This is a genomic window from Burkholderia sp. MBR-1 (genome assembly GCF_013822785.1).
Taxonomy (GTDB): Bacteria; Pseudomonadota; Gammaproteobacteria; order Burkholderiales; family Burkholderiaceae; genus Burkholderia; species Burkholderia vietnamiensis.
Window position 1 is genome coordinate 1,392,449 of the sequence record NZ_CP053610.1, and the last position, 23,149, is coordinate 1,415,597.

23 protein-coding genes are annotated in these 23,149 nt (G+C 67.7%); 10 read left to right on the forward strand and 13 right to left on the reverse strand.

Translation table 11 applies throughout. From position 1 onward, the window contains the following. On the forward strand, positions 1-1,173 hold the full coding sequence (locus MBR110_RS20880) for a porin (RefSeq protein ID WP_041494224.1): 1,173 nt from the start codon (positions 1-3) through the stop codon (positions 1,171-1,173). A 75-nt stretch (positions 1,174-1,248) separates the two neighbouring features. On the opposite strand, the gene MBR110_RS20885 is transcribed toward MBR110_RS20880, so the two are convergent. Beyond that, positions 1,249-1,539 carry a DUF4148 domain-containing protein gene (locus tag MBR110_RS20885; RefSeq protein ID WP_081054192.1) on the reverse strand — a complete coding sequence of 97 codons (291 nt, stop codon included), beginning with the start codon at positions 1,537-1,539 and terminating at the stop codon, positions 1,249-1,251. 794 nt (positions 1,540-2,333) lie between these two features. Here MBR110_RS20885 and MBR110_RS20890 point away from each other — a divergent pair. The 3 genes from MBR110_RS20890 (at position 2,334) to MBR110_RS20900 (ending at position 4,120) form a co-directional block, all read left to right on the forward strand. Further along, positions 2,334-2,561: a DUF2945 domain-containing protein gene (locus MBR110_RS20890; RefSeq protein WP_046422958.1), complete on the forward strand. Its 228-nt coding sequence runs from the start codon at positions 2,334-2,336 to the stop codon at positions 2,559-2,561. Further along, entirely contained in the window at positions 2,558-3,133 is a 576-nt protein-coding gene (locus tag MBR110_RS20895; RefSeq protein WP_059462620.1) for a DUF488 domain-containing protein, read from the forward strand. Before MBR110_RS20890 ends, MBR110_RS20895 begins: the two co-directional genes overlap by 4 nt. Positions 3,134-3,382: 249 nt before the next feature. Beyond that, entirely contained in the window at positions 3,383-4,120 is a 738-nt protein-coding gene (locus tag MBR110_RS20900) for a sulfite exporter TauE/SafE family protein (protein ID WP_011882694.1), read from the forward strand. A 206-nt stretch (positions 4,121-4,326) separates the two neighbouring features. On the opposite strand, the gene MBR110_RS20905 is transcribed toward MBR110_RS20900, so the two are convergent. The 5 genes from MBR110_RS20905 to MBR110_RS20925 form a co-directional block, all read right to left on the reverse strand. Further along, positions 4,327-4,905: an NnrU family protein gene (locus tag MBR110_RS20905; RefSeq protein ID WP_011882695.1), complete on the reverse strand. Its 579-nt coding sequence runs from the start codon at positions 4,903-4,905 to the stop codon at positions 4,327-4,329. Positions 4,906-5,238: 333 nt separating this feature from the next. Then, positions 5,239-5,772, reverse strand: a complete 534-nt coding sequence (locus tag MBR110_RS20910) for a TfoX/Sxy family protein (RefSeq protein WP_059474703.1) — start codon at positions 5,770-5,772, stop codon at positions 5,239-5,241. Positions 5,773-5,797: 25 nt separating this feature from the next. After that, positions 5,798-6,907, reverse strand: a complete 1,110-nt coding sequence (locus tag MBR110_RS20915) for a malate/lactate/ureidoglycolate dehydrogenase (protein WP_181709312.1) — start codon at positions 6,905-6,907, stop codon at positions 5,798-5,800. 55 nt (positions 6,908-6,962) lie between these two features. Next, positions 6,963-8,417 (reverse strand): M20 family metallopeptidase, encoded by a 1,455-nt coding sequence (locus MBR110_RS20920; RefSeq protein WP_059562019.1) that lies wholly within the window; start codon positions 8,415-8,417, stop codon positions 6,963-6,965. 357 nt (positions 8,418-8,774) lie between these two features. Further along, positions 8,775-9,023 carry a hypothetical protein gene (locus MBR110_RS20925; RefSeq protein WP_162471376.1) on the reverse strand — a complete coding sequence of 83 codons (249 nt, stop codon included), beginning with the start codon at positions 9,021-9,023 and terminating at the stop codon, positions 8,775-8,777. Here MBR110_RS20925 and adiC point away from each other — a divergent pair. Together adiC and MBR110_RS20935 are read left to right on the forward strand one after the other, a co-directional pair. After that, positions 8,917-10,443, forward strand: coding sequence for an arginine/agmatine antiporter (gene adiC, locus MBR110_RS20930; RefSeq protein ID WP_034195435.1), 1,527 nt, complete (start codon positions 8,917-8,919; stop codon positions 10,441-10,443). The two genes, MBR110_RS20925 and adiC, sit on opposite strands and share 107 nt — an antisense overlap. A gap of 3 nt (positions 10,444-10,446) precedes the next feature. Further along, positions 10,447-12,786: an Orn/Lys/Arg decarboxylase N-terminal domain-containing protein gene (locus tag MBR110_RS20935; RefSeq protein WP_034195436.1), complete on the forward strand. Its 2,340-nt coding sequence runs from the start codon at positions 10,447-10,449 to the stop codon at positions 12,784-12,786. Between the two features lie 75 nt (positions 12,787-12,861). Here MBR110_RS20935 and MBR110_RS20940 read toward each other — a convergent pair whose 3' ends face one another. Beyond that, positions 12,862-13,602 carry a hypothetical protein gene (locus MBR110_RS20940; RefSeq protein WP_059734100.1) on the reverse strand — a complete coding sequence of 247 codons (741 nt, stop codon included), beginning with the start codon at positions 13,600-13,602 and terminating at the stop codon, positions 12,862-12,864. Positions 13,603-13,763: 161 nt separating this feature from the next. Beyond that, positions 13,764-14,738: a transcriptional regulator FtrA gene (gene ftrA, locus MBR110_RS20945; protein WP_011882702.1), complete on the reverse strand. Its 975-nt coding sequence runs from the start codon at positions 14,736-14,738 to the stop codon at positions 13,764-13,766. 111 nt (positions 14,739-14,849) lie between these two features. Here ftrA and MBR110_RS20950 point away from each other — a divergent pair, with 111 nt between their 5' ends. After that, positions 14,850-15,269 (forward strand): rhodanese-like domain-containing protein, encoded by a 420-nt coding sequence (locus tag MBR110_RS20950; RefSeq protein WP_041494226.1) that lies wholly within the window; start codon positions 14,850-14,852, stop codon positions 15,267-15,269. A 101-nt stretch (positions 15,270-15,370) separates the two neighbouring features. Further along, entirely contained in the window at positions 15,371-15,697 is a 327-nt protein-coding gene (locus MBR110_RS20955; protein ID WP_011882704.1) for a superinfection immunity protein, read from the forward strand. A gap of 9 nt (positions 15,698-15,706) precedes the next feature. Here MBR110_RS20955 and MBR110_RS20960 read toward each other — a convergent pair whose 3' ends face one another. From MBR110_RS20960 to MBR110_RS20980, 5 genes are all read right to left on the reverse strand, one after another. Next, a complete protein-coding gene (locus tag MBR110_RS20960) occupies positions 15,707-16,894 on the reverse strand; it encodes a cytochrome P450 (RefSeq protein WP_014725482.1) in 1,188 nt (395 codons plus the stop codon). A gap of 301 nt (positions 16,895-17,195) precedes the next feature. After that, positions 17,196-17,462, reverse strand: a complete 267-nt coding sequence (locus tag MBR110_RS20965; protein ID WP_043292321.1) for a YodC family protein — start codon at positions 17,460-17,462, stop codon at positions 17,196-17,198. Between the two features lie 336 nt (positions 17,463-17,798). Beyond that, entirely contained in the window at positions 17,799-18,659 is an 861-nt protein-coding gene (locus MBR110_RS20970; RefSeq protein ID WP_181709313.1) for an isocitrate lyase/PEP mutase family protein, read from the reverse strand. 210 nt (positions 18,660-18,869) lie between these two features. Continuing rightward, positions 18,870-19,730, reverse strand: a complete 861-nt coding sequence (locus MBR110_RS20975; protein WP_060081791.1) for a MurR/RpiR family transcriptional regulator — start codon at positions 19,728-19,730, stop codon at positions 18,870-18,872. Between the two features lie 55 nt (positions 19,731-19,785). Next, positions 19,786-20,139, reverse strand: coding sequence for a YgiW/YdeI family stress tolerance OB fold protein (locus MBR110_RS20980; protein ID WP_011882709.1), 354 nt, complete (start codon positions 20,137-20,139; stop codon positions 19,786-19,788). 210 nt (positions 20,140-20,349) lie between these two features. Here MBR110_RS20980 and MBR110_RS20985 point away from each other — a divergent pair, with 210 nt between their 5' ends. After that, the gene (locus tag MBR110_RS20985; protein WP_011882710.1) at positions 20,350-21,012 is read left to right on the forward strand and encodes a response regulator; all 663 of its coding nucleotides are present in this window, start codon (positions 20,350-20,352) and stop codon (positions 21,010-21,012) included. Next, a complete protein-coding gene (locus MBR110_RS20990; protein ID WP_181709314.1) occupies positions 21,009-22,385 on the forward strand; it encodes an ATP-binding protein in 1,377 nt (458 codons plus the stop codon). The genes MBR110_RS20985 and MBR110_RS20990 overlap by 4 nt, the downstream gene beginning before the upstream one ends. Positions 22,386-23,149: the final 764 nt, after the last annotated feature.

The window sequence follows — 23,149 nt, forward strand, 5'->3', positions numbered from 1 at the left end:
ATGAAAACCAAAAAAATCGAAATCATTGTCGGCTCGCTCGTGGGGCTGGCCAGTTCCGTCGCGCATAGCCAGAGCAGCGTCACACTCTATGGCGAGATCGACAACGGCATTCATTACCAGACCAACGTAGGCGGCGGCAAGGCCGTCTACATGGACTCGCTGGACGGCATCGACGGCAGCCGCTGGGGGCTGACCGGCAAGGAAGATCTGGGTGGCGGTCTCAAGGCGATTTTTACACTCGAGTCCGGCATCAACGTGAACAACGGACAGTTTGCCCAGGGCGGCACGGCGTTCGGCCGGCAGGCTTTCGTCGGACTGAGCAGCGACACTTACGGCTCTCTCACCGCCGGCCGCCAATACGACATGGTGTGGTATTTCCCCGAGTTTCTTGCCGGATCCGCGGCGGTTGGCGACCTGCCGAGCGCGCATCCGGGAGATTTCGACAACACCAGCAACAGCGTGCGATTCAACAACTCGGTGCGCTACATGAGCCCGGACTTCCGCGGCTTCTCCTTTGGCGTCGAATATAGCCTTGGCGGCGTACCCGGCGACTTCACGTCGACGTCGGGCTATTCGCTTGGAGTCGGTTACACACACGGTCCGCTTCAGATCGGCGCGGCGTTCGATTACTTCAAACACCCGACCTCGACGCCAGGCAACGGATGGTTCACCAACTATGCAAGCGGCTTCAATCTGCTGGCCTCCTCTCTGAACTCGGCCTATCAGGTCGCGCAGGCCTATCAGGACGCCGTCATCGCGGCGGCCTACACGATCGGAAACGCGACGATCAGCGCATCGTATTCGAACGTTCAATACGCCAATCTCGGCGCGGGGTTCATGAACGGCACCGCCGTCTTCAACAACTACGACATCGGGTTGAACTACCGTGTCACGCCGGTCTTTTTCGTCGGCGTCGCGTACGACTACATGAACGCGCGGAGCGTCACGACGGCACAAGGCAATGCCGTCGGCAACCAGCACTACAATCAGGTGGCGTTCACGCTGGACTATCTGCTGTCGAAGCGTACCGACGTGTACCTCTCCGGCGGCTGGCAGCGCGCTTCGGGCACATCGTCGACGGGCGCGCCAGCCGTCGCCAACATCGGCGGCTCCGGAGATTCGTCGAATAACCACCAGATGGTTTATCGGCTCGCTATACGACATAAGTTCTGAGCGTTGCTCGCCCTGGAGCCCACATGACGATGCAGCGATATTGCAGCGCCGGCATGCGGACGCCAGGGTCATTACTCAAGGCTGCTGGCTCGACGCCTGCAAGGATGGCGTCGCCACCGCGCCTGCATCGCGGACATCCCGATTCCGGCGAGCCTGCGCCATATCGGGCGGATAGGTCCGCTGCCTGGGCGAGTGAATCGGAATCCAGCCGTCGCGTTCTGCCTGAACGAGTTCGGCCCGCACTTCGGCGCGCGTCTTTCCACTTGTGACCACGGCCGCGGCGCAGCCCGCATCGACTACACCGGCGCTCGCGACCAACGGGATGCACGTGACGAACCAGAGTATCGCTGCAATTGTCGTGCGCATGAGAATCTCCTTCCTTGTAAAGCCGTGGCGCCGCGCTCAGACGAAGCCATACATGGTGAACAACATGACGTACGGGATCTGCTGTCCCGCCGAATTGCAGACCATGACGTCGGCCCTCTGAATCGCGCACGCGGACACGATTGCCTTTGCGACTTTCGAAATGACAAGTTTCATGATGATTGACTCCCCAATCTGACCCGACCTTACGGTCGATCTCTCGGCGATCCGTCGATGGTGCTGAACAGCGCTCGAAGCGCTGCATCATGGGTTCATGACGCATCGCGGCCATCGACATCGCACAACGCTTGTTCACTACCGGCCCGAAGCACGGAACCCGGCACGTCGGTGCTTTGAAGCGTCTCCGTGATGCGTACTTTATCGACATCCAGCGAGCATGAATTTGTGGAAGATGACAACGCATCTGCAAAAACTGCCAGAGTTTTGCTGATGCACGGTGTCCTGTCGGCGGTCCATTGCCGAACCGCGCGCCGATTCGAGGCGGTCGTTCGGAGACGGCGCCATATGCCGGACGATCGGATCTGGATCGACTTTCATCTGCTTCGCCTGATCGTCGTCGAGCCGTCGGCCAAAGCAAAGTCGTCGATGCTCGCGAAGCAAAAATGTCACTTCAGACCTCGACACAGGGCATGCAGATTGCATGGACGAGCCTGCCCGAGACCCCACATGATGCACCTCGCACGCGCGAAAGCGCGGCAATGTGCATACTGGCGTGGCTCGCTCCACCCGCAGCTTGCGGCCGTATCGCAACAGCATCACCACGAGGAGGCTCCCGCATGACGACGCCGTTCGAACCGGGCGACCATGTCCGCTGGAATTCCGAAGCCGGTTACGTGACCGGCACGATCATCGCGGTGCACACGCAGGATTTCGACTACAAGGGCCATCGTCATCGCGCGTCGCCCGACGACCCCCAATACGAAATCAAAAGCGATCGCACCGACCACGTCGCCGCGCATCGCGGCCGCGTGCTCGAACGCGTCGCCGGCAAGGAGCGCACGTGACGCTCCCGTTCTACACGATCGGCCATTCGAACCGCACGCTCGACGAACTCGTCGCGATGCTGCGGGCCGTCGACATCACGCTGCTCGTCGATATCCGCAAGATGACGCGCTCGCGCACCAACCCGCAGTTCAACGAGGCAACGCTGCCCGACGCGCTGGCCGCGGCCGACATCGGCTACGAGCACATCGCCGAACTCGGCGGGCTGCGCGGCAAGTCGCGCGACGTGCCCGACGCGCTCAACGGCTTCTGGAGGAACCGCAGCTTCCATCGGTACGCCGACTACGCGCTGTCGCCGGAATTCCGCGCCGGCCTCGCGCGGCTGATCGCACTCGGGGAGCAGCAGCGCTGCGCGCTCATGTGTTCGGAGGCCGTCTGGTGGCGCTGTCACCGGCGTATCGTGTCCGACTACCTGCTCGCGCGCGGCGAGACGGTGCTGCACATCATGGGCCTGAATCGTGTCGAGCCGGCGCGCATCACGGCCGGCGCGACGGTCCGCGACGACGGTGCGGTCGTCTATCCGGACGCCGACGGCGATACGCAGGAAGATGCCACGGCGCAATCGAACGAATGACCGGGCGTCGGCGCTGCCCGCGCCGGCTGGTTGATGCGGTTGGTTGATGCGGTTGGTTGATGCGACGGGTTGACACGATCGGTTGACGCAGCCGGCCGATGCGCCGCCGCACGGCGGCCGCCCGTGCGCGTCTGAAACGGAGCGCACGCACCGCCTTTGCGCGGACGCGATCCTGCATTACCATCGGGCCACCTTCGCGCTCGCGCTCGCCGCCGGCGCGCCCTGCCACGCTACCCTTCCTGCGCACCGATGCTCGTCCTCATCATCCTCGCCGGCCTGTGGGCCGGTCTCCAGAACGCCCTCGCGGGCGGCGGTTCGTTCGTCACGCTACCGGCGCTGATCGTATCGGGGATGTCGCCGCTCGCGGCCAACATCACGTCGACGGTCGCGCTGTTTCCCGGCCAGGTCACGACCGGCTGGGCAAGCCGCAAGATGGTCCGCGGCGCAGGCACGCTGTCGTTTCGCGCGCTGTTCGTGATCAGCGTGATCGGCGGCGCGCTCGGCGGGCTGCTGCTGCTCAAAACGCCGTCGTCGATCTTCTCGCAGCTGGTGCCGTGGCTCGTGCTGTTCGCAACCGTCGTGTTCGCATGGGGCAGCTTCTTCCGCAAGCCGACCGAGGCCGCGCAGCATCTCGGCCCGATGGCGGCCGGGATCTCGCAGTTCCTGATCGCGATCTACGGCGGCTATTTCGGCGGCGGTATCGGCTTCCTGATGATGGCCGCGCTCACGATGGCCGGCCTGTCGCCGCGTCACGCGATGTCGACCAAGAACGCGCTCGCGGGCGTGATGAACGCGTCGGCGGTCCTGCTGTTCGTCACCTCGCCGCAATTGCACTGGGGCGCGGCGCTTGCGCTCGGCAGCGGCGCGATCGTCGGCGGCCTGCTCGGCGCATGGGCGCTGCATCGCGTGAACGAGCGCGTGCTGCGGATCGCCATCGTCTGTATCGGCGCGGCACTGACGGTCGGGCTGTTCGTCAGGCCGCTCTGACGCGCGTGCCGCGAGCGTCGTCGCCATGCGCCCGCGTCGATGCGCGGGCGAACTCGCCAGCCGCCGCGCGATCGTGCCCGCCGTCGGTCAATGCCGCCACCGATGTTGAATGCGTCGGCCGGTAGGCCGGGCGATGCCTGCCGCTCGCGCGCCGGGCCGCGGCCGATCGGCGTGACGCAGTCGCCGAGCCTGCGCACGCGCAACGTTCAACCGAACGGCCGCACGCCGATCAACGGGCCGTGCAGGAACAGCGCAAACACCGCCCATGCGACGACGCCGGCCGCGATCGCCGACACATCGCCCGACAGACGGCCCGCCGGATAACGGACGCGGTCGCGCCGATCGCGCGTGCGCGACGCGATGAACAGGATGAGCGACCACACGAAGAATGCGCCGAACAACACGGCCGCCCGCAACGTGCCGTTGACGAGCAGATGCGCGACGGCCCACACCATCACGCCGGCGACCATCGGATGCCCGGCGAGCGTCTTGATCCGGTTGCGCGGCACGTACGACGCGGCGATCAGCACGAACGCGATCGCAGTCAACATGCCCGTCAGATGGCGCACGCCGACCGGCGAGACCCACAGCAGCGTCGCGCTGTCGCGGGCGATCCCGTAGCCGCGCACGATCAACACCAAGCCGATCAGCGACGCAACCGAATAGCCGGCCTTCCAGCCGCGCTCACCGACGCGCGCGATCGTCGCGGCGCGCCAGCGGCTGGCCACGATGCGGATCGAATGTACGCCGAGGAAGATCGCCAAACCGAGAATCAGCACGAGCATCGGTTGTCTCCATCTGCAACGATGAGTGGGGAATGCATTCAGCGCGGCGTCGATGCGCCGTTCGCGGGGCGGGTGTCGCGGTGCGGGCCGCTCAGATGTCGCGTGCGGCTCGCGCCGATCATAAACGCCGCGACCGCCGTTGTGAAGCGCGGAGAAACAGCGCGCGGCATGCTTGAAGTTTCGTCTAGCGGATGCGAGCAACGTGCGGCGCGCGAATCGTCAGGGCGTATGCGTGCGGACGGCGCAGGGCACTGAGCATCGAGTAAGAGTCCTGAGCGTCGCGTGCCGAGCGTCGAGCGCAGCGAACACCGAGCGCCGCGGCGCCGACCGACGCTACGCCTGCTTACGCTTCGACGCCGGTTTCGCTCCGGATTTCGTTTCCGCTTTCGACGCACGCTTCGAAGCCGATTCCGTCGCCCGCTTCGCGTCAGGTTTCGCGGACGGCTTGACACTGCGCCCACGCATCGACCGCGACTCCGCCTCACCCTCGTCCACCGGCTTCCGCCTCGCCTTCGCTTTGCGCTTGGGCGCCCCCGCAAGCAACGCCGCCCGATACGCGCCGCGACACCAGTCGAACAACGCGCCCGCATCCTCGAGCACGTCGGCGGGCGTTTCGTAATAGCCTTCGAGCGCGACGGTACGCGTGCGCCCCGTATACGAAAACGGCCCCATCCCCGCCGCGACGAACGCCGGACGATTCACGTCGTCGACGCGCAAGAACAGCGACCCGCGCGCAAGGAAGCCGAACATCACGCCGTCGAGCCGCATCGCCGCGCCGCCGAAGAATCGCGTCACCACGACGTTGCCGAGCATCGCGAGCCGATACGCGATCTCGTCGCCGTGCGCCTTGTCTGCCTGCCAGCTCATCGGCACGCTCCTTCTTGCCGGTGCATCACGCGGCGCCGACGCAGCGTTGCGTCCATGCGTCGAATTCGGCGGCGTCGAAGCCGAGCGCCGCCGCGCTGTCGCCGATCTGACGCCACGTCGGCCGATCGACCGGGATGCCGTGCGCGAGCCGCTCGGCGCGGCTCGCCTCCTCCGGCTCGCCGGGCATCTGCACCGGCGCGTCGCCGGAACGCGGCGACGCCTTCGCCCACGCGACGAACGCATCGGCCTCGCGCTGCGCATCGGCCGCATCGAACGCGTTCGGATCGATCAACACCGACAGCATGCCGTTGACGATCGCGCTGGTCTTCTGCAACGTGCCGTCGTAGGTCGTATGCCCGCCGACGAGTGCGCCGCCGAACACCTCGCACATCGCGGCGAGCGCATAACCCTTGTGCAGCCCGAACGGCAGCAGCGCGCCGAACGGTTGCTCGTGCATGACGGCCGGATCGTCGGTCGGCCGCCCGCGATGGTCGATCAGCGCGCCCGCCGGCACGCGCTTGCGCTGGTGGTACGCGACGCGCGTCTTGCCGTACGCGACGGCGCTGGTCGCGAAATCGAGCAGCAGCGGCGCGCGCCCGGCGCGCGGATACGCGGCGCAGAACGGATTGGTGCCGAACCGGGGATCGGCGCCGTGAAGCGGCGCGACCAGCAGATCGCCCGGCACGTTGACGAAATGGAACGAAGCGAGCCCCGATCGCGCGCATTGCTCGGCCCAGTGGCCGATGCGGCCGAGATGATGCACGTCGCGCAATCCGATCGCGCAGATGCCCATGCGCCGCGCGCGCTCGATGCCCTCGACCATTGCCTCGAACGCGATCACCTGCCCGAAGCCGCGGCCGCCGTCGATCGTCAGCACCGCGCCGCCGTCGCGCACGATCGCCGCATGCCGGTTCAACTGCAACTGCCCTTCGCGGCAGGATGCGACGTAGTTCGGGATCGTCCCGATGCCGTGCGAATCGTGACCGGCGAGGTTCGCGCCGACCAGGTGCTCGGCAACCAGCCGCGCCTCGCGCGCGCTGCTGCCGGCCCGTTCCCACAGCGCGGCGACGAAGTCGTGCAGCGGTTCGGCGCGCATGCACAACGCATCGGTATCGGGTATCGGCGGCATAGTCATCGGCAGGACTCCAGGGGTTCAGACCGACGTCGGCGCGATCGGCCGACCATCGCGCTCAGCGAGCGGAAGCGATCACGTCCGCGACCGCCGCGGTCAGCTTCTTCGCATACGGCACGTGCAGGAACTCGTTCGGCCCGTGCGCGTTCGACTTCGGCCCCAGCACGCCGCACACCATGAACTGCGCCGACGGGAAGCCGGCCTGCAACACGTTCATCAGCGGGATCGTGCCGCCGAGGCCCATGTACCCGCACGCTGCGCCGAAGTGGCGGTGCGACGCGGCATCGAGCGACGACGCGAGCCACGGCGCGAGATCGGGCGCGCTCCAGCCGGTCGCGGCGCCCGCATCCGGCTTGAACGTGACGCGCGCGTTGTACGGCGGATCGAGTTCGAGCAGTTCCTTCAACTGCTGCACGGCCTGCGCGGCGTCGACGAGCGGCGGCAGGCGCAGCGACAGCTTGAACGCGGTGCGCGGCCGCAGCACGTTGCCCGCGTCGGCGAGCGCCGGCAACCCGGACGCGCCGGTCACCGACAGCGACGGCCGCCACGTCGAATTCAGCAGCGCCTCGCGCGGGTCGGTCGTGGTCGGCAGCACCGGCTTGCCGTCCGCGCCGCAGGCCCACGGCAGGCCCTTCCATACCGCATCGCCGAGGATGGCCGCGGCCGCATCGGCTTCGCGCACGCGGCTGTCGGGAATCTCGCAATGGAACACGCGCGGCAGCAGGTTGCCGCTGCCGGCGTCCTCGAGGCGCTCGAACAGCTGCCGCATCACGCGGAAGCTCGACGGCGCGATACCGCCGAACACGCCCGAATGAATGCCTTCGTCGAGCACCTCCACCTGCAGATCGCCGGACACCAGCCCGCGCAACGACGTCGTGAGCCACATCTGGTCGTAGTTGCCTGCGCCGGAATCGAGGCACACGACGAGCGATACCTGGCCGAGCCGGTCGCGCAGCGCGTCGACGTACGGCAGCAGATCGTAGCTGCCCGACTCCTCGCACGTCTCGATCAGGCCGACGCAGCGCGGCCGTTCGACGCCCTGCTCGTCGAGCGCGCCGAGCGCCGCGAGGCTCGCGTAGATCGCATAGCCGTCGTCCGCGCCGCCGCGGCCGTACAGCTTGCCGTTCTCGAACTTCGGCGTCCACGGGCCGAGGTCGGCGCGCCAGCCGTCGAATTCGGGCTGCTTGTCGAGGTGGCCGTACAGCAGGATCGTGTCGGTGCTGCCCGCGCGCGTCGCCGGCGTTTCGAAGAAGATCACGGGCGTGCGGCCCGGCAGCCGAACGATCTCGAGCTTCAGCCCTTTCACCGGCTGGCGTTCGGCCCACTGCGCGGCATCGGTCACGACGCGCTCCAGATAGCCGCGTTTCGCCCAGTCCGGGTCAAACGCGGGGCTCTTCGCGGGGATCGCGATGTAGTCGGTCAGGGCGTGGAGGATTTCATCGTTCCACTTGCGCTCGACGAAGGCGACGAGCTTGTCATGGTCGAGGACGGGGGTAGTGTCGACGGAGGTCATGGTGGGTGCCGGGATCGGGCTGACGAAGATTCGGATGATACGCCGACGGCCCGCCGCCCGGGTGCATTCGCCGCGCGCTTGCTTTCAGTGCCCTTTCCGCCACGGCCGGCCAGCGATACCGGCCGGCAGAACGCGCCCCATCAACCAAAACGATTACGAGCCGCCGGATTATTTAGGCTGCGAATTGATTTAGCCATTTCGTCGAGGATATTTACCGGACGCCGGTTGTTCCGCGCATCCAGCGAATGACCGAGAAAATCGGCGAAGCCCTTATCAGTAAAGGCCGAGCGCCCGACATACCGAAACGGCGCGTCGCCGCCCGCCTACTTTCAATGACATGAATCAATATTAAAGTCATTAAATTCCGGCGTTTACCATTACCAGAACGGGCCAAAGCGATAACATGGCGACGTTAATAAAACGGCGATCCATTTCGGAATCGTCCACCGGCGCCGGCCGCGCCACCTCAACCGCATCACGTCCGTTCAAGGAGCCTCGCATGTCCGATGCCAGCTCGTCCTCCTCCCGTTCCACCGCTGCGTCGGCAGCGTCCGACGCGCCGAAGATCGGCGTCGTTCCCGCCACGCTGATGGTGGCGGGCAACATGATGGGTTCCGGCGTCTTCATGCTGCCCGCGAACCTCGCCGCCACCGGCGGCATCGCGATCTTCGGCTGGTTGATCACCGTCGTCGGCGCCGTCTCGCTCGCGCTGGTGTTCGCGAAGCTCGCGGCGATCGACCCGGCCGCCGGCGGCCCCTACGCGTACGCCAGAAAATCGTTCGGCCCGTACATGGGCTATCAGACCAACCTGATCTACTGGCTCGCGAACGTGCTCGGCAACGTCGGCCTCGCGGTCGCGGGCCTCGGCTACCTCACGCACTTCTTCCCGGTGATGAAGGACCCGCTGGTGTTCGCGCTCGCGCAGATCTTCGTGATCTGGCTGTTCACCTACGCGAACATCCTCGGGCCGAACGTGGTCGGCCGCGTGCAGTCGGTCACGACCGTCGTCGCGCTGGTGCCGATCCTCGGGATGGCCCTGTTCGGCTGGTTCTGGTTCAGCAAGGACGTCTATCTCGCGGGCTGGAACGTGTCGGGCACGAGCAGCATCGGCGCGATCGGCGCGACGCTGAACTTCACGCTGTGGGCGTTCATCGGCGTCGAGAGCGCGTCGGTGTCGGCCGGCGTGGTCGAGAATCCGTCGCGCAACGTGCCGATCGCGACCGTCGGCGGCGTGGTGCTCGCGGCGGTCTGCTACGTGCTCAGCTCGACCGTCATCATGGGGATGATTCCGAACAAGGCGTTGCTCGCCTCGAGCGCGCCGTTCGCCGACGCCGCGCGCCTCGCGCTCGGCGACACCGCCGCGAACGCGGTCGCGCTGTGCGCGGCGCTCGGCTGCCTCGGCTCGCTCGCGGGCTGGACGCTGCTGGTCGGACAGACCGCGAAGGCCGCAGCCGACGACGGCCTGTTCGCCAGCGTGTTCGCACGCGTGAACTCGAAGAACGTGCCGTCGGCGGGGCTCGCGATCGTCGCCGTCATCATGACCGTGCAGGTGCTCGCGACGATGTCGCCGAGCGCAAGCCAGCAGTTCGGCAAGATCGCGTCGATCGCGGTGATCATGACGCTGCTGCCGTACATCTACTCGTGCATCGCGATCAAGGTGCTCGGCTACGGCAAGATGCCGCCGCACCAGTTCACGTTCTACACGATCGTCGGCCTGATCGGCGCGGTCTACTCGCTGTGGGCGATGGTCGGCTCCGACGGCCAGCAGACGCGCTGGTCGCTGATCTTCGTGATCGCGACGATCGTGTTCTACGAACTGTCGATCAACCGCCAGCGCGAAATCGAGGAAACCCACGTCCATCCGGGCGGCCGTTCGCCGCGCTGGGTGCGCTACTTCGCGCTCGGCGTCACCATCGTCGCGCTCGCCGCGACGTTCTGGATCTCCGTCGGCCAGCACGAGGCCGATATCCTTCACGCACGCTCGCCGGCCGCGGGCGTCGCGGCAACCCAGCACACGGGGGAATAACAGATGACCGCTTCCTTGACCCAACCGGCATTGCGCCGCCTCGGGATGAAGGCGCTGCTCGTGCAGCACGACATCGACGAGCGAACCGCGACCGGCCGCGCCGCCACCGCGCTCGCCGAAGAATTGCGCACGCGGCTCGTCGACGTCGTGATCGCGACCTCCGCCGACGACGCGTGCGCGGTGGTCGTCGCCGATCCGGCGATCCAGTGCCTGCTGCTCAACTGGGAGCTCGGCAACGATCCGGCCCACGCGCCCGCGCAGGCCGTGCTCGACGCGATGCGCGCGCGCAATGCGACGGTGCCGGTGTTCCTGCTCGCGAGCCGCGCGAGCGCGGCCGCGATTCCGGTCGACGCGATGCGCAAGGCCGACGACTTCATCTGGATGCTGGAGGACACCACCGCGTTCATCGGCGGACGGATCGTCGCCGCGATCGAACGCTACCGCGAAACGGTGCTGCCGCCGATGTTCCGCGCGCTCGCGCAGTTCTCGCGCGTGTACGAATACTCGTGGCACACGCCGGGCCACACGGGCGGCACCGCGTTCCTGAAGTCGCCGGTCGGGCGCGCCTACTTCGAATTCTTCGGCGAAGCGCTGTTTCGTTCGGACCTGTCGATCTCGGTCGGCGAACTCGGCTCGCTGCTCGACCACTCCGGTCCGATCGGCGACAGCGAGCGCTATGCGGCGCGCGTGTTCGGCGCGCATCGCACGTATCACGTGACGAACGGCTCGTCGATGTCGAACCGCGTGATCCTGATGGCGAGCGTCACGCGCAATCAGGTCGCGCTGTGCGACCGCAACTGCCACAAATCGGCCGAGCACGCGATGACGATGTCCGGCGCGATTCCGACCTACCTGATCCCGTCGCGCAACCACTACGGCATCATCGGCCCGATCATGCCCGAGCGGCTCACGGCCGCGGCCGTGCGGCTCGCGATCGACGCGAACCCGCTGGTGCGCGGCCGCGACGGCATCAGCCCGACGCCCGTGCACGCGCTGATCACGAACTCGACCTACGACGGGCTGTGCTACAACGTCGCGCGCGTCGAGGAGCTGCTCGGCCAGAGCGTCGACCGCCTGCATTTCGACGAAGCCTGGTACGGCTATGCGCGCTTCAACCCGATCTACCGCGATCGTTATGCGATGCACGGCGATCCGGCGCGGCACGACGCGAGCAAGCCGACGGTGTTCGCGACGCAATCGACGCACAAGCTGCTCGCCGCGCTGTCGCAGGCGTCGTTCATCCATATCCGCGACGGCCGCAATCCGATCGAGCACGCGCGCTTCAACGAGGCGTACATGATGCACGCGTCGACGTCGCCGAACTACGCGATCATCGCGTCGAACGACGTGAGCGCGGCGATGATGGACGGCCCCGGCGGCGAAGCGCTGACGACCGACGCGATCCGCGAGGCCGTGTCGTTTCGCCGGATGCTGGCGCGCCTGCATGCGGAATACGACGAGAACGACGACTGGTTCTTCGACGGCTGGCAGCCGGACACGGTCGTCGACCGCAAGACCGGGCGACGCGTGCCGTTCCACGAAGCGGACGAGACGCTGCTCGCGACCGATCCGTCGTGCTGGGTGCTGCATCCGGGCGACACGTGGCACGGCTTCGGCGCGATCGAGGACGACTACTGCATGCTCGACCCGATCAAGGTGTCGATCGTCACGCCGGGCGTCGCGCCGCACGGCGGGCTGATGCCGGTCGGCATTCCCGCGTCGGTGGTGACGGCCTATCTTGACCGGCAAGGGATCGTCGTCGAGAAGACGACCGACTTCACGATCCTGTTCCTGTTCTCGCTCGGCGTGACGAAGGGCAAGTGGGGCACGCTCGTCAACACGCTGCTCGACTTCAAGCGCGACTACGATGCGAACGCGCCGCTCGAGCAAGCGCTGCCGGAGCTCGTCGCGCGCTATCCGGAGCGTTACGGCAAGCTGGGGCTGCGCGAGCTGTGCGATCTGATGTTCGCCGCGATGAGCGACCTGAAGACGACCGAGATGATGTCGCGCGGCTTCTCGACGCTGCCGCAGCCGGACTACAGCCCGGCCGAGGCGTACGAGCATCTGGTTCACAACGACATCGAGATGCTCGAGCTGTCGGAGATGGCCGGCCGCACCGTCGCGACCGGCGTCGTGCCCTATCCGCCCGGCATTCCGCTGCTGATGCCGGGCGAGAACGCAGGGCCGGCCGACGGTCCGCTGCTCGGTTACCTGAAGGCGCTCGAACAGTTCGACCGGCGCTTCCCGGGCTTCACGCACGATACGCACGGCGTCGAAGTGGACGACGGCGTGTACCGCATCGCGTGCATCAGGCAGGCGGGCCGCGATAGCGCCGCGCGCTGAGCGAAGGCGGTGAGCAGCGACCGGCGTCACGGCCGGTCGCTAACGGCCCCGGCCGGGGCCGGGGGTGCCGGCCCGCTACGCGGGCAACTTGGCGACCCACGCGGCAAGCTGCGCTTCGCCTTCGTCGTCGAGCTTGCCGCTGAGTTCTCCATACCACTGCACGATCGCGTCGGCCGGCTGCGTGGCCTTCAGGATCTCGAGGCTGTTCTCGAGGAACGCGCCGAAGAACGGAATCCCGCGCATGTAGAGGAACGTCGAATCGGTGATGCGCACATGGCCGTACACGTCGCGCAGCCACCCGAGATGCGGCAGCGCCTCGCGCGCATGACCGCTTTGCATCAATGCCGAAATGAAGTTCGTGCGCGCGGCGACGTCGGACTGTTCGTGCGTGTCGTGATTGATCTCGGCCGCCTTCTGCATCCACGCCTCGCCGCGCTCCACTTCGTCGCACATCGCCGACGTCGTCGCGAGCTGCACCGCGTTGTGCGCACTCGGCTCATGGCCGAACAATTCGAGCCAGTAAGGGAATGCCTCCGCGTAGCGCTGCAGCGCCGAATACGACAGCGCGCACAGACGCGCCGCGTCGGCCAGCCGTTGCGCATGCGGCGCGGCAGCCGCGATCGCCGCTTCGTGCCGGCCGGCCTGATATGCCGCCAGCGCCGCGGCCAGTTCGGGGGCGATGTCGGGGCCGCGCTGTTCGTCCGCGTCCGCGTCGGCGTCCGACGGCTGCGTGCGTTGCGTAGACGATGCGGGCGGCGTGAGCGAGGCGGCCTCGTCGCGCGGTTTCTTCCCGAACAGCTTTCCCAGCAGACCCATGTCGTGGTCCTTGTCGTTATGGTGAAGGAATGGCGGCGCCGCATCCACGGCCGCCGCACGGCGACCGCCATCTTACGCGTGCGACGCGGTGGCGGAAACGGGCAACGGGAAAAGCGAAAAGGCGACCGCCGCGTGCAGCCGTCCAGGAGCGCCGCGACGCGTCACGCGCGCGGCGGCCGCACGCCGCGATCCATGCCGCGCCGGTAAGCGGCCGGGCTCGTCGCCGCGACGCGCCGGAAATGCCGGCGCAACGATTCCTCCGAGCCGAAGCCCGCACGCGCGGCAACCTGCGCCAGCGACAGGGACGGCTGCGCTTCGAGCATATCCTTCGCGACGTTCACGCGCTCGCGGATCAGCCACGCGAGTGGCGACATCCCGGTCGCGTCGGCGAACTGCCGCTGCAGCGTGCGCGGGCTCATCGCGGCATGCGCGGCCAGCGACGCGAGCGTGTGCGGCTCGGCCGCATGCGCGCGCATCCAGTCGATCAGCTTCGCGAGCCGGTCGCTGCCGCCAGGCGCGACGGGGCGCGGCACGAACTGCGCCTGCCCGCCGTCGCGATGCGGCGGCAGCACGAGCCGCTGCGCGACGCGGTTCGCGATCGCGCCGCCGTGATCGCGGCGCACCAGATGCAGCAGCATGTCGAGGCCGGCCGCCGAACCGGCCGACGTGACGATCTGCCCGGCATCGACGTACAGCGCGTCGGGGTTCACGCGCAGCGCCGGATAGCGCGCCTGCAGGCGCTCCGCGTAACGCCAGTGGGTCGTCACGGTAAGCCCGTCGAGCACGCCGGCCGCCGCCAGCACGAACACGCCCGAACAGATCGAACAGAGCCGCGCGCCGCGGCGATGCGCGGCGCGCAGTTTCTTCAGCAGCGGTTCGGGCGGCCGTTCGTCCGGGTCGCGCCAGCCGGGAATCACGATGGTGTCCGCACGATCGAGCATCGCGAGCCGGTACGGCGCGGCGACCGTGATGCCGCCCGCGGCGCGCACCGGCCCGGGCTCGCTCGCACAGACCGCGAAGCGATACCAGTCGACGCCGAGTTCCGGCCGTTCGAGTGCGAACAATTCGACCACGCAGCCGAATTCGAAAGTGCAGAGCCGATCGTAGGCAAGCGCGACGACGAGATGATTGTGCATGGCGCGATGTTACCGGAACTTGTCGATCGCGCCACTGCCGGAAAACCGGCGCGCACGCGATACTGGCCTCGTTGCGGCGCATTCCGCGCCGCCTGCTCAGGAGCGCATTTCATGTCATATGTCACCGACGTCCCGGCCGCCGACAGCGCAAGCGCCGCCACGCATTTCGAAGCGTCGCTGCGGTTCGAAACCGATTGCTGGGACGTGCACGACGCGCTCACGTCCGGCGCAGCCGATTTCGTGCTGCTCGACGTTCGCGGTCCCGAACAATTCGCGGCCGGCCACGTGCCGGGCGCGCGCAACCTGCCGCACCGCAAGATCGTCGCGGGCAAGCTCGGCGACCATCCGGCCGACACGCTGTTCGTCGTCTACTGCGCGGGCCCGCACTGCAACGGCGCCGCGCGCGCGGCGATCCGGCTCGCGCGGCTCGGCCGCCCGGTGAAGCTGATGATCGGCGGGATCGCCGGCTGGCGCGACGAGGGTTTCGCGCTGAGCAACGATGCGCAAATGGAAACCGGTGCCATGCACTGATCGTCGCTAAAAACGCAACAATCAATTGCCAAAGGAAGGCCTGCACACGAACGGAAAAAGCGCGACAATCGGTCTCATTGCAGTCTGGACGGAGTAGCAACATGCCACACGCAGTCCTGATTCAGGTAGCCGGTTCGATCGCAGCGATCGCGCTCTATTTCCTGCCGGCCGTCATCGCCGACCGGCGCGGGCGGCACGACAAGCTGACGATCGCGATGTTCAACGCACTGTTCGGATGGACCGGCATCGGCTGGCTGATGACGCTCTACTGGGCGTGCCAGCCGAACCCGCGGGCCGACGTCGCGCAAACGATCCTCGCGAAGCGCCGCGGCATCAGCATGCGGACCTTCTCGACCGGCCTCGTCGAGCGCGTGCAGCGCCGTATCGCCGCCCAGGAGCAATGGGCCGAAAAGCAGGGCTGCCGCTGAACCGCCTGTTCACGCCTGGCTCGCGATGCCGAAGTTCGGCATCCTGATGTTGGTCGACGCGCGGTAGTCCCACACGAGCCCGCTGGGCAGCTCGCCGCTGCTCGCATGTAACCACACGTCGAACGCCCCCGTCGTCACCGCCCGCGCGATGCGCTCGCCCGGGCAGCCATGCGGCCCCTTACCGAAGCCGAAAGTCGGCGCAGGCGCGCGGCCGGGCAGCAGGCGATGCGGCTCGCGATGCACGGCCGGATCGCGGTTCGCCGCGGCGAGCACGACGAGGATCGCCGCGCCGGCATCGACGCTCACGCCTTCGATCGTCGTATGCGACGCGACGAAGCGGCGTGTGTTCTGCACCGGCGAATCGAAGCGCCCCACTTCCGCGACGAATGCGTCGAGCGCAGCGGCATCCGGAATCGCCCGCCCGCCGTCCGCGCTCGCGCGCGCCGACTCTTCCCAAGCGATCAGCGCATTGCCGAGCCACGCGGCGCTCGCCTCGCATGTCTGCGACAGCAATCCGACCAGATTCGTGACCAGCGCGCCGCCGGCCTGCCAGCCCGCGGCGCGCGCCGCATCCTGAACCGCCGCGACGAGCGACCCGTCCCGGGCGCGCGTGCGTGCGACCCGCTCCGTCATCCGTTCGAGCAAGCGCCGCGCAGCATCGCTTGCACGCGCCAGCGTCGCGTCGTCCGACAGCGGCGACAGCGCGGCGACGAACGCGACGACGAGCGCAGCGATGTCGTCGAGCTGTGCTTCATCGAAGCCGAGCAGATCGGCGACCGCGCAGACGGGCACCGTCAGGCACCATGCGTTCAATGCCTCAGCGTCGAGCGGCGCGCGCAGGCGGCGGCCGGCGAGCGACGCGGTCCGCTCGCGCAACGCGTGCGCGTCGATCGATGCGAATGCCGCGCGCAGCGCCTGTTTCGGCACGTCGTGGCGCAACGCGCCGTCGTTCATGCGGATCAGGTCGCCGAACAGCGCGCCGGCGGTGGTGCCGCGCAACGCGGGCGGCACCGGCGCATCGAGCGGCCTGACGCGGCAGGTCGGATGGCCGAGCACCGCCGCCACGCTGGCCGCGCGGCTCGCGACCCACAGGCCGAGCGTCGCGTCGAACGCGAGCGGCGGCCCGTCGACGAGCGTCGCGTAGTAGGGATAGGGATCGCGGTGCGTAACCGCGGCAATCGGATCGGTCGGGTTCATGCGTGCAGTATCGGCGCGCAGGCCGGCAGCATGTTTCGGGTCGACGTGAAATGTCGATGTGCGGGTGTGCGGGTGTGCGGGTGTGCGGGTGTGCGGGTGTGCGGGTGTGCGGGGGCTTCGGGCCGCGGTGGCGCGGTGGCGCGGTGGCGTGGTGGCGTGGTTGCGTGGGCGCGTGACCGCAGTGGCCGCAGTGGCCGCGGTGAGCGGGATCGCCGCGACGACCGCAATGACGCAATGCCGCGGTGAACGCGCCAGCACAATCGGCGCAGCGGCCGTACCGAACCGGCGCCCCGCTCCTGCGTCAGGCCGCCGAACGAAAGCGAAACGTTTGCATGCGCACGCGCGCGCGGCCGGCCGAAATCGCGCGCGGTTCGGGCGCGACCGTCTCGTGGTGAAACATTTCCTGCCGAAAGTGGCCGCCGTCGTCGAACCACTGGCAGATCAGCCAGTCGGCGTCGTCGAACACGACGGGGCCCGCGTAAGTCACGGTCATGCGCGGGCCGCCGGTTTTCAGCGTCACGACATCGCCGACGCGAAAGCGGCTGCGGTGATTTTCTCGGATTGTCATCGCTCTCTCGATTTTTATATATTCATTATTTCCGGCGCCCCGCCGGCCGATCATTCGGATATGCCGCAGATTAACAATCCGAAAAATAACCGGCAACTCCCGAAAACCGAAAAAATACCGGTCTTAAAATCGGGACAATACGTAAATCGGGTACGCCGGGCGCATGATTGGCGCCAATGCCGGCGCGGCTTGCGCGCCGACTCCCGCCAATCGGCCGGAATTCGCAGAGTAAACGATGTAATTGCCGCAGTCACCGAAGATTAAATCGACTGCGGCTTCGTTTGATAACGGTCAACCGGTATCCATCTGGAAAACGTTACCCCGATTTAGCCACGATCATTCTGCGAAACGGACCGGCGAATTGTCCCGCTCGGCGAACCAGCGATCGAGATCGCTGCCCGGCACCGCCTCTTGCGCGAAGGTAAACGTGCCGTCGCGCGCCATTTCCGTCGCCGCCCGCAGGAATGCGCCCAGCGCGGTCCGCGCGAGCGCGCCGCCGACGCTCACGCGCTTCACGCCGAGCGCGGCGAGTTCGTCCATGCTCAGCACGCCGCCCCGCAGCCCCATCACGACATTGACCGGCGCGCCGACGGCGCGGGTGACGGCCGCGATGTCGTCGCGATCGGTCAGGCCCGGCGCATACAGCACGTCGGCGCCCGCATCGCGATAGGCGGTCAACCGCGCGATCGTGTCGGCGAGATCGCGGCGTCCGTGCAGATAGTTCTCGCAACGCGCGGTCAGCATGAACGGAAACGGCAGCTCGCGCGCCGCGGCAACGGCCGCCGCGATGCGCTCGACCGCGAGGTCGTGCGGATAGATCGGCGCGTCGGCGCGTCCGGTCGCATCCTCGATCGAGCCGCCCACCGCGCCGGCCGCGGCTGCCAGCCGGATCGTGTCGGCCACCGTGTCGGGCGCATCGCCGAAGCCGTTCTCGAGATCGGCGCTGACCGGCAGACCGCCTGCGGCGACGATCTCCGCGATGTGCGCGAGCATTTCGTCACGGCCGATCGCGTTGTCCGGCCGGCCGCACGAATAGGCGAAACCGGCGCTGGTGGTGGCGAGCGCGTCGAAGCCGGCCATCGCGAGCAGCCGCGCGGAGCCGGCATCCCACGGGTTCGGGATGATGAACGCGCCGGGGCGCGTATGCAGCGCACGAAACGCTTGCGCGTGGCGCAATTGCAGAACGGAATCGGACATCGTCGTCTCCTCGGAACGGAGACGCCAGCATACGCGCGCACGGCGCGGGCACGGTTCGGCGTGCGCTGAAATATCGATGCGGACGAGACCGGCACGGGAGCCGCGCCGTTTGATCGCGACCATGCGCGTGCGAGCGCCGGGCCGTCTGCCGCCGTGTTAGACCCGCGTCAGGCCGTCGGCGGCGCAAGCGTCCCGCAGCCGCGCGCGCGGCTACACGACGTACGCGCCCTTCGCATGCAACTCGGCTTCGGTGCGCTCGAGCGCCGCGACCGCACCGCTGCCTTCCAGCGCGAGCAGCTGCGCGACCAGCGCTTCGGCCATCGCATGCGCGGCCACCAGCGACGGAAAGAACGACGGGCTGTCGTGCGTGAAGATCAGTTGCGCATCGGCATGCAGCGCGATCGGCGCGACCGCGCTGTCGGTGATCGCGACGATCTTGCTGCCCTGCGCTTTCGCGGCCTGCGCCACGCGCGTCGCTTCGGTCGAATACGGCGCGAAGCTGATGATCACGGTCACGCTGTGTTTCGCGATGGTGCGAAGCTCCATCTCCAGCGAACCGGCGACGCCGTTGAGCAGCGACACGGTCGGCCGGAACAGCCGGTAGCCGTACACGAAACCGAACGCCACCGGATAGCACGACCGGAAGCCCGCGACGTGCACGTGCGCTGCCTTGCGGATCAGCTTCGCGGCGTCGGCGAGCGCGTGCTCGTTCTGTGCGGCGGTCGCCGACAGATTGTGCTGCTGGGCCGCGAGCAGGTCGTGCGCGAGCGACGCCTTCGCGTCGGGCCGCACGAGCGAGCGCGCGCGCTGCGTGAGCGGCTCGGGGCGCGTGCGCACGCGCGCGACGCACAGATCGCGCAGCTCGTTCCAGCCGGGAAAACCGAATTGCTGCGCGAGGCGCACGAGCGACGCGGGCTGAACCTGCGCGTGCTGCGCGACCTTGCGCATCGACGACGTGGCGACCTCGTCGGGATGATCGAGCAGAAATGCAGCACCCGCCTGGAATTGCGGGCTCAGTTCGGAAAATTGCGCCCGAATCCGGGACGCGAGTTCATCGAAATTGGCAGCCATCTTGGTGAGAACGGGAACCGGTCGCCCATGGTATCACCGGCCCCGCGCGCACCGTTCAGCGCAGCACGTCCACGCGATCGACGTCGACCTTCACGCTGCCGGACCACTTGCGCTCGAACTCGCCGGTCAGCTTCACGTCGCTCTGCTCGCTGACGGGCTGCCCCGCCGCCCACAGCTTCCGGTCGATTTCGACGCGGATCGTGCCGGTCGCATCGGCGAACTCGTAGTCGTCGCCGCCGACGTGCCGGACGATCCGTCCGTGCAACTGCACCGGCTGGTCGTCCTTGCCGGTGGCGAGCAGGTCCTTCACGGTCGTGGCGGCGGCCGCCGACGGCCCCGTGTATTGCGCGTGCGCGCCCGCCGACAGCGTGGCGAGCGCGACGGCCAGGATGCTGAACAGTTTCTTCATGATGTCGTTTCCTCTTCTTCGATGGTGCGCCGCGCCCGGATCGAGCGCGACGGCCAGAGCTTACGAAGCGTAAGATTAAGCGCACCTGAAGGCGCGAACCGCGCGACGCGGTCGTGGCGCCGGGCGCCGGCACTTAAGCACGACCTAAGATACGGGCGCTTATCATGGACACCCCGGGCGCATCGCGCCCTGCTGAAGAGATACCAATCCATGCGCGTACTGCTCGTCGAGGACGATCCGCTGATCGGCAGCGGGCTCGAACAGGGCCTCAGACAGGAAGGCTTCGCGGTCGACTGGGTGAAGGACGGCGACGCCGCGTCGCTCGCGCTGCGCTCGACCGGCTACGGGCTGCTGCTGCTCGACCTCGGGCTGCCGAACCGCGACGGTCTGTCGGTGCTCGCGGCACTGCGCCGCCGCGACGAAACGCTGCCCGCGATCATCATCACCGCGCGCGACGGCGTGCCGGACCGCATCGCCGGCCTCGACAGCGGCGCCGACGACTACCTCGTCAAGCCGTTCGTGCTCGAGGAGCTGCTCGCGCGCATTCGCGCGGTCACGCGGCGTCACGCCGGGCGCGCGCAGACGACGCTCGCGATCGGCCCGCTGCGGCTCGATCCGATCAAGCATCTGGTGTGGCTCAACGACGACGAAGTCACGCTGTCGCCGAAGGAGTTCGTGCTGCTGCACGAACTGATGCGCGACCCCGGCGCGGTGATTTCGCGCGAACAATTCGAGGAACGGCTGTACAGCTGGGGCGAAGAGATCGAGAGCAACGCGGTGCAGGTTCACATCCACAACCTGCGCAAGAAGCTCGGTCACGACATGATCCGCACGGTGCGCGGCGTCGGCTACCGGATCGGTGACGGCGCATGAGCGGCCTGCAACAGGCGATCGCGCGCTGGCGCAGCGCGTCGCTGCGGCGGCGCCTGCTGATGTGGTTGCTGCCCGCCGCCTGCGCGATCGGGCTGGTCGCGAGCGCGGGTACCTACTGGGGCGCGCTGCGCGAACTCGACGACCTGCTCGACGATCAGATGCGCAGCATGTCGAAGCAGATCGTCGTCGGCCCGAACGGCGAGCTGTCGTTCCGCGATCGCGGCAGCGACAAGCACGGCTTCAAGCGCGACGATCCCGACGCCGTACTGCTGCAGGTATGGCGCGACGGCACGCTCGTCTATTCGACCGATCGCGAATCGGCGCTGCCGCCGCCGACGCGGTCGGGCATCGCGAGCGTCGACGTCGACGGCCAGCCGTGGCGCACCTACGTGACCGAACGCGCCGGCACCACGATCCGGCTCGCACAGGCGCGCCACGCGCGCTGGGAAGCGATCGCGGGCATCGCCGTGCATCTGCTGTGGCCGGTGTTCTCAATGCTGCCGGTGCTCGCGGTCGGGCTGTGGTTCGGCATCGGCGCGGGGCTGCGGCCGCTGCGCACGATCGCGTCCGGGCTGAAGCACAGGAATGCCAACAACCTCGAACCGGTCGACGTCGCGTCGATGCCGAACGAGGTTCGCCCGCTCGCCGAAGCGATCAACGACCTGCTCGCGCGGCTCGAGCGCGCCTTCACGCTGCAGCGGCACTTCATCGCCGACGCCGCGCACGAGCTGCGCACGCCGATCATGGGATTGTCGATCCAGTCGGAACTGCTGCGGCGCGCGTCGACGGCCGACGAACGCGAGCAGATCCTCGCGCAGATCCATGCGGGCACGACGCGTCTCGGCCATCTCGCCGAGCAGTTGCTGACGCTCGCGCGCCTCGAGCCGGATGCGCCGGCGGCCGCAGCGGCCGCCGCGCGCGTCGATCTCGCGGCGCTGTGCCGCTCGGTCGTCGCGGAGCGCGCGCGGGTCGCCGATGCGCATCGCATCGACCTCGGCGCGATCGTGTCGTCGCCGGTGATGGCCGCCGGCAATCCCGACACGCTGCGCGTGCTGTTGAACAACCTGGTCGACAACGCGATCCGCTATGCGGGCGAAGGTGCGCGCGTCGACGTGTCGGCACGCGTCGAAGGCGCGACGCCCGTGCTCGAAGTCGCCGACAACGGCCCCGGCATCCCCGAGGCGGAACGCAACGACGTGTGGGAACGCTTCTATCGCGGCGCGGGCGCGCAGGCCGTCACGTCGTCCGGCAGCGGACTCGGGCTGTCGATCGTCAAACGGATCGCCGAACAGCATCGCGCGACCGTCTCGCTCGGCACGACCGAGGGCGGACGCGGGCTGACGGTGACGGTGCGCTTCCCGGCCGCGGCATGACGAGGCCAGACGAGTCCTGACGCGGGCCGGTCGCGCGGCTTGTCCACAGATTGTGTTGGCAAGCTTGTGGACAACCGGCCGCCAACGACAGCAAGCCATTGATCCGAAAAGATTTGATCGGTGTGCGCAGCAAACGCGCCGTCGCGCATGGCTATCGCAGGTGATACGCAGCAAAGCGACGTCGCCGCGGACACCGCTGGTAGCCTCGACATCGCGAACCGTGCGGCTCGGCGATACCGAATTCATTGAAGCGGCAGTTCATGCCGACCCAGCTTCGTCACGCACTCGCCAGCAGTCCGACGTATTTCAACGATGCGATCGAATGGTCGACCGTGACGTTTCGATCAGCCGCCATCGCGAAACAACAGCTGCCGTTGTTCCGGAAAGTCGCGCCGACGGGCATTTGCACGCCGTGAACCGCCGCGCAGCGGGACACCGCGCCACACGATCGCCACATGCACTTCTCCACAGAAAATGTTGGCAAGCTTGTGGATATCCTGCGCACCGCGACGCTAAGCCCTTGATCCGACAGACTTTGGCACGTGTGATGCAGACGCTGCGCCAGCCGGGCCGCGTTATGCACGGCTTCGCCGCAGTTCGCATCACGATGCCACGCGGCCAGACCCGCGCTGCACGACGTGCGCATCGCGGCACTTACACACAGATTGTGTTGGCAAGCTTGTGGATATCCTGCGCAAGCGTTCGCTAAGCCATTGATCGGCCGGCGATTCGCGCGCCATGTCAACGTTTCGGCACGGCCGTCG